General features: G+C 64.1%; 11 protein-coding genes. All 11 read right to left on the bottom strand.

What is annotated here, in order from left to right; genetic code table 11:
* Nucleotides 1–131: 131 nt before the first annotated feature.
* The 11 genes from GGD57_RS19810 to GGD57_RS19860 all read right to left on the bottom strand — a co-directional run bounded on the left by GGD57_RS19810 (nt 132) and on the right by GGD57_RS19860 (nt 11,253).
* Nucleotides 132–1,541 carry a sensor histidine kinase gene (locus GGD57_RS19810; protein WP_184471998.1) on the bottom strand — a complete coding sequence of 470 codons (1,410 nt, stop codon included), beginning with the start codon at nt 1,539–1,541 and terminating at the stop codon, nt 132–134.
* Complete coding sequence (locus tag GGD57_RS19815; RefSeq protein ID WP_432443383.1) at nt 1,538–2,293, bottom strand: response regulator transcription factor; 756 nt, start codon at nt 2,291–2,293, stop codon at nt 1,538–1,540. Before GGD57_RS19815 ends, GGD57_RS19810 begins: the two co-directional genes overlap by 4 nt.
* Before the next feature lie 66 nt (nt 2,294–2,359).
* Nucleotides 2,360–3,961, bottom strand: a complete 1,602-nt coding sequence (locus GGD57_RS19820) for a Do family serine endopeptidase (RefSeq protein WP_184472000.1) — start codon at nt 3,959–3,961, stop codon at nt 2,360–2,362.
* Between the two features lie 195 nt (nt 3,962–4,156).
* On the bottom strand, nt 4,157–4,612 hold the full coding sequence (locus GGD57_RS19825) for a cytochrome c-type biogenesis protein (protein ID WP_184472001.1): 456 nt from the start codon (nt 4,610–4,612) through the stop codon (nt 4,157–4,159).
* The gene (locus GGD57_RS19830) at nt 4,609–6,597 is read right to left on the bottom strand and encodes a heme lyase CcmF/NrfE family subunit (RefSeq protein ID WP_184472002.1); all 1,989 of its coding nucleotides are present in this window, start codon (nt 6,595–6,597) and stop codon (nt 4,609–4,611) included. Before GGD57_RS19830 ends, GGD57_RS19825 begins: the two co-directional genes overlap by 4 nt.
* Nucleotides 6,594–7,076: a cytochrome c maturation protein CcmE gene (gene ccmE / locus GGD57_RS19835; RefSeq protein WP_184472003.1), complete on the bottom strand. Its 483-nt coding sequence runs from the start codon at nt 7,074–7,076 to the stop codon at nt 6,594–6,596. The genes GGD57_RS19830 and ccmE overlap by 4 nt, the downstream gene beginning before the upstream one ends.
* Nucleotides 7,073–8,251 carry a c-type cytochrome biogenesis protein CcmI gene (ccmI, locus tag GGD57_RS19840; RefSeq protein WP_184472004.1) on the bottom strand — a complete coding sequence of 393 codons (1,179 nt, stop codon included), beginning with the start codon at nt 8,249–8,251 and terminating at the stop codon, nt 7,073–7,075. Before ccmI ends, ccmE begins: the two co-directional genes overlap by 4 nt.
* Nucleotides 8,252–8,341: 90 nt before the next feature.
* Nucleotides 8,342–8,767, bottom strand: coding sequence for a hypothetical protein (locus GGD57_RS19845; RefSeq protein ID WP_184472005.1), 426 nt, complete (start codon nt 8,765–8,767; stop codon nt 8,342–8,344).
* 118 nt (nt 8,768–8,885) lie between these two features.
* Nucleotides 8,886–10,289 (bottom strand): sensor histidine kinase, encoded by a 1,404-nt coding sequence (locus tag GGD57_RS19850; RefSeq protein ID WP_003569355.1) that lies wholly within the window; start codon nt 10,287–10,289, stop codon nt 8,886–8,888.
* Nucleotides 10,279–10,950 (bottom strand): response regulator transcription factor, encoded by a 672-nt coding sequence (locus tag GGD57_RS19855; RefSeq protein WP_018241306.1) that lies wholly within the window; start codon nt 10,948–10,950, stop codon nt 10,279–10,281. The genes GGD57_RS19850 and GGD57_RS19855 overlap by 11 nt, the downstream gene beginning before the upstream one ends.
* Nucleotides 10,951–11,004: 54 nt before the next feature.
* Nucleotides 11,005–11,253 (bottom strand): hypothetical protein, encoded by a 249-nt coding sequence (locus GGD57_RS19860; protein ID WP_010066013.1) that lies wholly within the window; start codon nt 11,251–11,253, stop codon nt 11,005–11,007.
* Between the last annotated feature and the right edge of the window lie 89 nt (nt 11,254–11,342).

Consider the following 11,342-nt stretch of genomic DNA (forward strand, 5'->3'; position numbering starts at 1 on the left):
TCTCCCTGGCTTTCGGCGGAAGGAGCGACCACGTCGAATCGCAGTTCGCGTCCTCGATCGACATTAAACTAGGATCTTGGCGCAAAACCGCCAATACGCGATTCAGCCGATCGTATTTCCGCGGAAGACAATCAGGCAGCCTTGGCCGGAAAAATCATGCTGACCGTCAGTCCGCGCTGTTCGGGCTTGTCGGGATCGGTGTCGGAGAGCTCCAGCCGGCCGTTGTGCAGTTCCATGACGGCCTCGACCAGGGAAAGACCGAGCCCCGTGCCGGGCTTCGAACGGCTTTCGTCGAGGCGCACGAAGCGCTTCACCACGTCGTCGCGCCGTTCGGCCGGCACCCCCGGCCCATGGTCGGCCACCGACAGGCAGATACCGTCCGGGCGGCGGGCAAGCTTCAGCGACACGATGCCCGCCCCTTCCGTATCGGAGGAATATTTGATCGCATTGTCGAGCAGGTTGAAGATCGCCTGGCCGATCAGCTCGCGATTGCCCTGCACCTCGACACCGGGCTCGACGCTGGCGCTGAGGCCAAGCCCGGCTTCCTCGGCCGCCGGCTCGTAAAGCTCGGCGCTGTCGGAGACGATCGCCGAAAGCTCGACCGGCGACATCTCGGCGGCGACCGATCCTGCCTCGACGCGGGAGATCATCAGCAGCGCGTTGAAGGTGCGGATCAGCTGGTCGGATTCGGAAATGATGCCTTCGAGCGCCGTGCGCCGCGTCTCGCCATCGCCGAGATCAAGCGCATCGGCCGCCTTGTTGCGCAGCCGCGTCAGCGGCGTCTTGAGATCGTGGGCGATATTGTCGGAGACCTGCCGCAGGCCTTCGTTCAACTTTTCGATGCGCTCCAGCATGGTATTCAACGACATCGACAGGCGGTCGAATTCGTCGCCGGAGCCACCCACCGGCAGGCGCTGCGACAGGTCGCCGGCCATGATCTTCTTGCTCGCATCCGACATGCGGTCGATGCGTTTCAGCGCATTGCGGCCGATGGCGAACCAGATGATGATGGCGCCAAGCCCCATGATCGCCAAGGCGACCATCAGCGCCTGGCGCACCAGCAGGCGGAAACGCTCGGGATCGCCGAGGTCGCGGCCGATCAGGATCCGCAAGCCGTTGTCGAGCACGAAGATATTGGCGATCGCCTTGTGGCGGCGCTCGACGCCGCTGTCGGTATAACGCTGGTAGCTGAAGGGCGCCGAGGCCCAGCCGATTTCCTCGAAAACGCCGGGCTGCACCGAGGCGACGTTGCCGGCGAGAATATCGCCCGAGGGGCCGGCGATAACGTAGAGATTGGCGCCCGGCTGACGGGCGCGCCGCTCCATCGTGCGCAGCAGAAGGTTCATGCCGCCGCTATCATAGGCGCGCTGCACCTGCTCCACCTCCTGCTTGACGGCGTCGCGGATCTGGCCGGTGAGCAGCCGTTCCGACATCGCCGTCACATAGAAGACGAGCGTTGCGGCACAGATGGCGAAAAGCAGGATATAGAGTGCCGAAAGGCGGACTGCGGTGGACTTGAAGAGAACCCGGAAGCGGCTCATCCGTCGTCCTTGATCATGTACCCCGCGCCCCGAATGGTCTTCAGGAGCGGCTGGCTGTAATCCTTCTCGATCTTCGAGCGCAGGCGCGAAACATGGACATCGATGACGTTGGTCTGCGGGTCGAAGTGATAATCCCAGACGTTTTCGAGCAGCATGGTGCGGGTCACCACCTGGCCGGCATTCTTCATCAGATATTCGAGCAGGCGGAATTCGCGCGGCTGCAGCAGGATCTCCTTGCCGCCGCGGCGCACCTCATGCGAGAGCCGGTCGAGTTCGAGATCGGCGACACGATAGACGACATCCTGGTCCGGCGTGCCCTTGCGGCGGCCGAGCACCTCGACGCGGGCCAGCAACTCGCTGAAGGCATAGGGCTTCGGCAGGTAGTCGTCGCCGCCGGCGCGAAGGCCGGTGACGCGGTCATCGACCTGGCCGAGGGCGGAGAGGATGAGAACGGGGGTATGGATGGCCTTGCGGCGCAGCTCACTGATGACGGAGAGCCCGTCCCGGCGCGGCAGCATGCGGTCGATGACGATGACGTCGTAGGTGTTTTCCGACCCCATGAACAGGCCGGCCTCGCCGTCGCTGGCGTGATCGGCGACGATGCCCGCCTCGCGAAAGGCTTTCGTGAGGTAGACGGCGGCTTCGAGATCATCTTCGATGATGAGAATCTTCATGCGGCCGACATTACCCACCGGCTGCGTTTCGGCAAGGCTCAAAGCATCTTCCTGCGGGCCGGCGCTCATCGCGATCATCCTTGAAAGGTCAGAAGAATCGAGCCGCGCGGAGTTTCCTCCGCACGGCTCCTGTTTTCTCGAAGGTCAGCCCTGGCTGTTGATCGGAAGGGCGACGAAGCGGCTTCCTTCGCTGGACTGGATCTGGAACAGCGCACGGGTGCGGCCGTCCTTCTTGGCCTGGTTCAGCACCTTGACGATATCGGCGGCGGTGGAGACTTCCTGGTTGTTGACCGAGGTGATCTTCTCGCCTTCCTTGATGCCCTTGTCGGCAGCGTCGGAATCCGGGTCGATGCCGGTGATCGCCAGGCCCTTGCCGTCGTCGGAGGGACCGACCGTCAGGCCGAGATCGGCAAGCGCCTTTTCGGACGCCGGCGTCTCGGGCTGCTGCGGCTGGTTGTTGTTGTCGTCGGCATTCGCATCCTTCTGGTCGGCCGGCAGCGTGCCGAGTTCGACGGTGAGCGACTGGGCCTTGCCGGCGCGCCAGACCGAAAGCTCGGCCTTGCTGCCCGGCTGCATCGCGCCGATGCGGCGGCTGAGATCACGGGCATCCTTGATCGTTTCACCGTTCAGCGCCGTGACGACATCGCCGGCCTTCATGCCGGCCTTGTCACCCGGCGATCCGGCCTGCGGGGCGACGACGAGGGCGCCGCTTGGCTCGGACAAGCCGATGGATTCGGCGATGTCCTTGGTCACCGGCTGGATCTGGACACCCAGCCAGCCGCGCGAAACCTGGCCGTCCTTCATCAGATCGGCGACGACATCCTTGGCGGTGGAGGCCGGAATGGCGAAGGCGATGCCGACGCTGCCGCCGGACGGCGAGAAGATCGCGGTGTTGATGCCGACGACTTCGCCGCTGAGGTTGAAGGTCGGGCCACCGGAGTTGCCGCGGTTCACTGCGGCATCCACCTGCAGGTAATCGTCATAGGGACCGGAGCCGATATCGCGGCCGCGAGCCGAGACGATGCCGGCTGTGACCGTTCCGCCGAGACCGAAGGGGTTGCCGACGGCGACGACCCAGTCGCCGACGCGGACATTGTTGTCATCGGCCCAGTTGACGTAGGTGAACTTCTTGCCCTTGCCGTCGACCTTCAGGACAGCCAGATCGGTGCGCGGATCCTTGCCGATCAGCTTGGCATCGAGCTCGGTGCCGTCATTCATGACGGCGACGAAGGCCTGGCCATCGGAAACGACGTGGTTGTTGGTGACGATGTAGCCGTCTTCGGAGATGAAGAAGCCGGAGCCTTGAGCGACCGGGCGCAGACGGCCCTTGCCGCCGGGGCCATTCGGGCCGCCCGGGCTACCGGGGCCGTTCTGGCCGAAGCGGCGCTGATGGCCCTGCTGGTCATTCGGCTCCTGGCCGAACTGCTTGAAGAAGCGCTTCAGCGGATGATCGTCGGGGAGATCGTCGAAGCCGCGGCCATTAAAGTCGAAGGAGAAGCCGTCATTATTGTCGGAGACGGGATTGACGCGGTTTTCGACGCGAACCGAAACAACGGCCGGGGAAACGGCATCGACGACATTGGCGAAGCTCGGGACGGCAGGCGCCTGAACCTTCACGGCTTCAGCATAAGACTTGGTGATTTCGAGCGGTACGCCGGTTGCAAGCACAGCGGCTGCGATACCGGCAACGGTAGAAGCCTTGAGCACCGTGGCGAGGGACGGACGTCCGTTGAAATTCTTAAGCATTGGAGCACCTTCTCTTGTTCTTAGTTCTCAGAACCGGCGGCGCCGGATCAGTCGATGAATGAAGATATAGGACGCCGCACCTTACTGCGAACTGTCCGGCCAATGAAAAGTTGGTAATGTTTGCTTCCCTCGGATACGCGCAGCAGACTTCACCGGGCACGGCCCGGCCGAATGAGCAAATTGCCGCTCAATCGATTATTTTTTCAGAAGCTCGCTCAGTTTCGCCTGCTCGTCGGCCGTCAGCTTGCTGCCGGTCGGCTTGCCTGACCGCCTGCGTGCAAAGAGGAGCAGCGACAGCCCGCCGGCAAGCGCCAGCAGCGCCGGGGCGCCCCAGAGCAGCACGGTCTTCATGCCGACACGCGGCTTCAGGAGCACGAACTCGCCGTAGCGCGAGACGATATAGTTCAAGACCTGATCGTCGCTGTCGCCGTCGGTGATGCGCTCACGCACCAGCAGGCGCAGATCCTTGGCCAGATCGGCGTTGGAATCGTCGATCGACTGATTCTGGCAGACCATGCAGCGCAGTTCGGCCGAAAGGGCGCGGGCGCGGGCCTCCAGCGCCGGGTCGGCCAGCACCTCGTCGGGATTGACGGCGAAGGCGGGTGCGGCCATCAGCATCAATGCGAAAACCAGGAAGAGACGCCGCATCATTCCGCCGGCTCCAACACTGTCTGCGCGGGTTTTGCCTTCCTTCGCGGCGCGCCGACGCGCAGGCGGCGGTCGCTGAGCGAGACGAGGCCGCCGAAGGCCATGAGCACTGCTCCGCCCCAGATGCAGAGAATGAACGGCTTCCACCAGATGCGCACGACGATGCCGCCGTCCTTGGTGGCGTCGCCGAGCGAGACGTAGAGCTGGCTCAATCCGAAGGTCAGGATGCCGGCTTCCGTCGTCGGCATCTGGCGGGCGGTATAGAGGCGTTTGGCCGACCAGGTATCGGCGACGGTGACACCGGCGCGCCGGACGGTGAAGTGGCCGCGCTCCTCGGTGTAGTTCGGCCCCCTGCCCGCCTGCATGCCGTCGAAATTGAGGCTGTAGCCGCCGGCATCGGCGGTCTCGCCGGGCTTCATCTCGATGACGTGCTCGGTCTGGAAGGTCGTGACCGCGACGATGCCGAGCACGGTGACGCCGAGCCCGGCATGGGCGAGTGCCGTGCCGAAGGCCGAACGCGGCAGGCCGGTCAGGCGGCGCCAGGCGACGGAGCCCGCCACCTTGCCGATACCGGCGCGATACCAGAGATCGGCAATGGCGCCGAGAATCAGGAACAGCCCGGCGGCCAGCCCGAGCACCGACAGCACCGGACCGCCATGTTCGATATAGAAGAAGGCCACCGCGGCAAGAAAGGCCAGGCCTGCAACCACATAGAGCCGCTGCAGGGCGCCGAGCAGATCGCCGCGCTTCCAGGCGAGCAGCGGCCCGAAAGGCACGATGACGATCAGCGGCGCCATCAGCAGGCCGAAGGTCAGATTGAAGAAGGGCGGCCCGACGGAAATCTTGTCGCCGGTGATCGTTTCCAGCAGCAGCGGATAGAGCGTGCCTGTGAGAACCGTGCCGCAGGCGACCGTCAGGATCAGATTGTTGACGACGAGCGCCCCCTCACGCGAAATCGGCGCAAACAGCCCGCCGGCCGAAAGCCGCGGCGCGCGAAAGCCGAAGAGCGACAGCGCCCCGCCGATGAAGATCAACAGGATGCAGAGAATGAAGACGCCGCGGCTCGGATCGCTGGCAAAGGCATGCACCGAGGTCAGCACGCCGGAGCGTACGAGGAAGGTGCCCATCAGCGACAGCGAGAAGGTGAGGATGGCGAGCAGCACCGTCCAGATCTTCAGCGCCTCGCGCTTTTCCATGACGAGGGCCGAATGCAGCAACGCAGTGCCGGCCAGCCACGGCATGAAAGAGGCATTTTCCACCGGATCCCAGAACCACCAGCCGCCCCAGCCGAGCTCGTAATAGGCCCAGTAGGAGCCCATGGCGATGCCGAGCGTCAGAAAGGTCCAGGCGGCCAGCGTCCACGGCCTGACCCAGCGGGCCCAGGCGGCGTCGATGCGGCCTTCCAGGAGCGCGGCGACGGCAAAGGAGAAGCAGACGGAGAAGCCGACATAACCGAGATAAAGCAGCGGCGGGTGGATGGCCAGGCCGATGTCCTGGAGGACGGGGTTGAGATCGCGGCCCTCGGCCGGCGCCGGATCGAGCCGCAGGAAGGGATTGGAGGTCAGCAGGATGAACAGCGTGAAGGCGACCGAAATCCAGGCCTGCACGGCCAGTACATTGGCCTTCAGCGTCTCCGGCAGATTGCGGCCGAAGACGGCGACCAGGGCGCTGAACAGCGTCAGGATCAGCAGCCAGAGCATCATCGATCCCTCGTGATTGCCCCAGACGCCGGAATATTTGTAGATCAGCGGCACCAGCGAATGCGAATTCTCCCAGACGTTTTCGACCGAGAAGTCCGAGACGACATGGGCATAGGTCAAGACGCCGAAGGAGAAGGCGACGAGCGCAAACATCGCCAGCGAGCCGATCGTCGCCACATCCATCATCGCCCGGTCGTGGCGGCGGGCTCCCATCACCGGCACGATGGAAAGAATGAGCGCCGTTGCGAGCGCCAGCACCAGTGCGTAATGGCCGATCTCGATGATCATTGCGTCGCCTTCGCTTCCTGTCCCTGGCCTTCTGCCCCTTGGCCTTCCTTCCACAGCCCCTGCTGCTTCAGCCTGTCGGCGACATCCTTCGGCATGTAGGTCTCGTCATGCTTGGCAAGCACGGTGTCGGCGATGAAGACGTTCGTGCCTGGTGTAAACATGCCTTCGGTGACAACCCCCTGCCCCTCGCGGAAGAGATCGGGAAGAATGCCGGTATATTGAACCTTCACGGCATTGGGACTGCCGTCGGTGACGGCAAATTCCACCGTCGAGCCGGTGCCGCGCACGACGCTGCCCTCGCCGACCAGCCCGCCGAGCCGGATGCGGGTATCCGGCGCCACCGGCGTCTTTGCCAGATCGGCCGGCATGTAGAAATAGGCGACCGACTGGCTGAAGGCGAACATGACCAGCAGCACGGCGGCGGCGATGAAGCCCATGCCGCCCGCTATCACCGCCAGCCGCTTCTGCTTGCGCGTCATTGTGCCGATCCTTCCGTGGTCAGCCCGAGCTCGCTGGCAAGCGCCAGCAATTGCTTGCGCTGCTCGCTCTCTGCCGGAAAAGCAGCAAGCCCGCGCTTCAGCGCGCCGGCTGCGCGATCCTTATCGTTCAATACGGCGTAAGAGCGGACGAGCCGCATCCAGCCTTCGAAATTGTTCGGATCCGCACTGAGCTTGGCATCGAGGCTCTCGACCATGCCGCGGATCATCTGCTGCCGGTCGCCAGTGCCCATATTCTCCGCCGCCGCCACATCTTGCTGGCTGGGGTTACCAAGAGCCCCCGGGTTGCCAAGGGCACTCGGATTGCCGGGAACTGCCGGAACGGCACTCGGAGCAGCCGGAGCGCCGCCGTTCATGGCGATATGGTCGTTGACCAAGGGCAGCCAGGGCGCATCGGCCGGCGATTGTTTCGCCAGCGCCTCGAATGCCTGGCGCGCCTCATCGGAGCGTCCCGCCTGCTCCATGCTGAGGGCGATATAAAAGCGGGCGCGCGGATTGTCGGGTTCCAGCGTCAGCGATTGTTCCAGCACCTGACGCACCTCCTCGGTCACGACGCCGTCGGAGACCGCCATCAGCGTTTCGGCGAGGCCGTCGAGCCGGACCGGGCTCGGGCCGAGAAGCCGGATGGCACTGCGGTAGGCCACCTGCGCGTCGTTGACGCGCATGGTGCGGAGATAGATCGGCGCCAGCACGTCCCAGCCCTTGCCGTCATCGGGCTTCTCAGCCAGATGGCGTTCCGCTTTGGCGATCAGCACCGCCACATCGTTGCCGGGATTATCAAGCCGCGCTTGCAGCGGCTGCGACGGCAGGTCCGGCCTGCCCGTCGTCAAATAAAGACAGAGCCCGAGAACCGGCAGAAGCAGGAGCACGAAGGCTTCGGTGAAACGGTGATGCCGCGCGGCTTTCGGCGCCTGCCCCGGTTCACCAGCGGAGACGGCGATCAGCCGCCGGCCGATTTCGGCCCTGGCATAATCGGCCTCTTCCGGCGTGATCAGTCCACCATCGAGATCGCGGTCGAGTTCGCGCAACTGGTCGCGATAGACCGCCGCCTCGCCCGCACGGCTATTTTCCGCCGCCTTCGCTCCACGCAGAAGGGGGTAAAGCAGGATGGCGGCGACGAGCGCCGTCAGAGCGGCAACGAGAATCCAGAACAGCATATCGGCCCAAATACGTGAAGCGGGCCGTCATTCCAACTGCCAAAGCCGGAATGACGAAGATTTGAGGCTATTCGCCGCAATTTACCGGGTTCAGCCGAGCGGCGACCAGCTGCCATCGGCGTTGCGGCAGGCAGTCCCGCGCACCACGGTGTCCTTGCCGTCGACAGTCAGCGTATGGGTATATTGCCGGCAGTTCTGCGAACCGACCTGATAGGGCGCGGCGGCGACCACCTTGCCGGTGACGTCCTTGCCGGTCCACTGCATCGGCTGGCCGACGGCGGCACCTTCCAGCGCCCGATATTCTGCCTCGAGCGCCCGCTGCTTGTCGCTATCGCTCAAGGTCACGCCGCTGCGGCCGACAAGGCCACCCTGCAGCGCGGTCAGAAAGGCGGCCGAGGCCGAGGGCTTGCTCGAAAAAATGCCGCCCGAAGCGGCACCCTTCGTCGTCGTGCAGCCGGATAGCGCGACGGCGACGAGCAGAGCGGAAGCGATCATGCCTTGCGAGCGTAAAATCATTGCGTCGAACCACGATCAGGGGTCAAATTCAGCCGATCGAAGTGCAGCGTCCCCGTGTCAGCATTAAGGCAAAGCATGCTATGCATTTGCCACTATCTTTGTGACATCAAGCAGTTGCTCATGCAACATCCTTTGTGATGCCGGGCAGAATAAGCTTTGCCTTGAGCCCGCCCCATTCGCCACGGGACAGTTCGAGCCGTCCTTGATACTCACCGGAAATCTCGGTGACGATCGAAAGGCCGAGCCCGGTGCCGGGCTTGCTTTCGTCGAGCCGGCGGCCGCGCTTCAGCGCCTCACGGATCTGATCGGGCTCGAGACCCGGGCCGTCGTCCTCGACGGCGAGCTCCACCCAGTGGCGCCGCGCACTCGCTTCGGCTCCCTTGACGTCGTCGCCGGCCTCGACGGCCGAAAGCCGGACCTTGCTTTTGGCAAAGCGCGCCGCGTTCTCCAAAAGATTGCCAACAGTCTCCTCGAGATCCTGCTGCTCCATGGCGACGGCCAGATGCGGCGGCGAGACAACGAGATCGAATTCGGTATCGACGTTCAGCCGGCGCATGACGCGCACCAGCCGCTCGAGCGCCGGTTCGGCATCGGTGCGGGCGAGCACGGATTCGCGCTGCGCGGCGATGCGGGCCCGGTTGAGATAGGACTGCACCTGCCCCTGCATCGATTCCGCCTGGCTGCGCACCAGCTCGCCATGGGATTTTTCCAGCACCCGCGCCTCGTTGAGCAGCACGGCAATCGGCGTCTTCAGCGAATGGGCGAGATTGCCGACCTGCATGCGGGCGCGCTCGACGATGCGGCGGTTGCTGTCGATCAGCGCGTTGACCTCGTTGGCGAGCGGCAGGATTTCGCGCGGGAAATCGCCTTTCAGCTGCTCGCTCTCGCCGGCGCGGATGCGCTCCAATGCGGCACGCGCCTTGTCGAGCGGCTTCAGGCCGTAGAGAATCGCCAGCGCATTGACGATCAGGCTGCCGACGCCGAAACCGGCGAGCGCCAGATAAAGGCTGTGGGAAAAGGTGCGGACATCATCCTCGACGACATCGACATTGCCGGTGACGCGGACGCGCGCCGCGCGGCCGTCGGTATCGAGCACCACTTCGGTTTCGGCCACCTGCACGCGGTTGCCGGAGGCATCCGTCACCTGGTAGTAGCGTTCGTAATTCTTGTCGAAGGGCGCCTCGACGACGGAGGGAACCGGAATAAGCGCCGAGCCGAGCGATGGCGACACCAGCGGCGCCGTCGTATAGGTGCCGAGCGGCTCCACCACCCAATACCAGCCGGTTTTCGGCTGGGCAAAGCGCAGGTCGCCGAGCTGCGGGCTGCCGCTGAGCGCCCCCTGATCGCCGATCGTCACCGAGTTGATGACGTTGTAGAGCTGCGCCCGCAGCAGATCCTGGAAACCGCGTTCGGCGCTCTTGCGGTAGAGGGTGGAGATCAAAAGACCGATCACGACAAGCGCTACCGTCGACCAGACAGTCGTCAGCAACAGAACGCGGGCGGTGAGCGACTTAATTCGCATGTTTCGGCGCTTGGATGCGGTAGCCGAGACCGCGCACCGTTTCGATCAGATCGACGCCCATTTTCTTGCGCAGGCGGCCGACAAAGACCTCGATCGTGTTGGAATCACGGTCGAAATCCTGGTCGTACATGTGCTCGACCAGTTCGGTGCGCGAGACGACCTCACCCATGTGATGCATGAGATAGGCGAGCAGGCGGTATTCGTGCGAGGTCAGCTTCAGCGTCGTGCCGTTGACCGTCGCCTTCGAGGATTTGGTATCGAGCCGCACCGGCCCGCAAATGATCTCGGACGAGGAATGGCCGGCCGCGCGCCGGATCAGCGCCCGGATACGCGCCAGCACTTCTTCGACATGGAAGGGCTTGGTGACGTAGTCGTCGGCGCCTGCGTCGATGCCGGCGACCTTGTCGCTCCAGCGGTCGCGCGCCGTCAGGATCAGCACCGGCACGCCGCGGCCGGCGCCGCGCCATTTCTCGAGCACGGTGACACCGTCCATCTCCGGCAGGCCGATATCGAGGATGATGGCGTCATAGGGTTCGGTATCGCCGAGGAAGTGCCCCTCCTCGCCGTCGAAAGCCTGGTCGACGACATAACCCGCCTCTTTCAGCGTGTCGGCCAATTGCCGGTTCAGATTGACGTCGTCTTCGACTACCAGAATGCGCATCGGTCCGCCTTTGCCCGCTTCAAATCGATCATGTCCTGAATAGACCGATTCCGCTTACATCGGAACCTTTACCGTCACTTTACGTGGACGCTGGCCGTTGCCCGACACCAGAACGGTGATGATACAGGTATCGCCCACCGGTTGCACGGACAGGAGCTGGCCGCCCGTCTGCTCAACCACCTGGGCTGCGGCGGCGCTGCAATCGGCTGCCACGCGCAGGACGAGGTTGCCCGCGCCGTCCGGTGAGGGCGCCGATACCACCAGTCCGGCGGCCAATGCTGCGACGCTCAGAGGAAGGGCCATGTGCTATGCTTTCAAGGTAATGCCAACGTGCTGCGACTATGTACTCACGCGACCTGAATGGCAAATGAATGCGCTGTAATGCAGGGCAT

Source organism: Rhizobium esperanzae, from assembly GCF_014197615.1.
Classification (GTDB): Bacteria; Pseudomonadota; Alphaproteobacteria; order Rhizobiales; family Rhizobiaceae; genus Rhizobium; species Rhizobium esperanzae_A.

Bases quoted from the DNA above. Each gene is read 5' to 3' on its own strand.
- GGD57_RS19830 (WP_184472002.1), bottom strand. From the start codon at position 6,597: ATGATCATCGAGATCGGCCATTACGCACTGGTGCTGGCGCTCGCAACG.
- GGD57_RS19820 (WP_184472000.1), bottom strand. From the start codon at position 3,961: ATGCTTAAGAATTTCAACGGACGTCCGTCCCTCGCCACGGTGCTCAAG.
- GGD57_RS19815 (WP_432443383.1), bottom strand. From the start codon at position 2,293: ATGATCGCGATGAGCGCCGGCCCGCAGGAAGATGCTTTGAGCCTTGCC.
- ccmI (WP_184472004.1), bottom strand. From the start codon at position 8,251: ATGCTGTTCTGGATTCTCGTTGCCGCTCTGACGGCGCTCGTCGCCGCC.
- GGD57_RS19850 (WP_003569355.1), bottom strand. From the start codon at position 10,289: ATGCGAATTAAGTCGCTCACCGCCCGCGTTCTGTTGCTGACGACTGTC.
- GGD57_RS19860 (WP_010066013.1), bottom strand. From the start codon at position 11,253: ATGGCCCTTCCTCTGAGCGTCGCAGCATTGGCCGCCGGACTGGTGGTA.
- GGD57_RS19845 (WP_184472005.1), bottom strand. From the start codon at position 8,767: ATGATTTTACGCTCGCAAGGCATGATCGCTTCCGCTCTGCTCGTCGCC.
- GGD57_RS19855 (WP_018241306.1), bottom strand. From the start codon at position 10,950: ATGCGCATTCTGGTAGTCGAAGACGACGTCAATCTGAACCGGCAATTG.
- GGD57_RS19810 (WP_184471998.1), bottom strand. From the start codon at position 1,541: ATGAGCCGCTTCCGGGTTCTCTTCAAGTCCACCGCAGTCCGCCTTTCG.
- ccmE (WP_184472003.1), bottom strand. From the start codon at position 7,076: ATGACGCGCAAGCAGAAGCGGCTGGCGGTGATAGCGGGCGGCATGGGC.
- GGD57_RS19825 (WP_184472001.1), bottom strand. From the start codon at position 4,612: ATGATGCGGCGTCTCTTCCTGGTTTTCGCATTGATGCTGATGGCCGCA.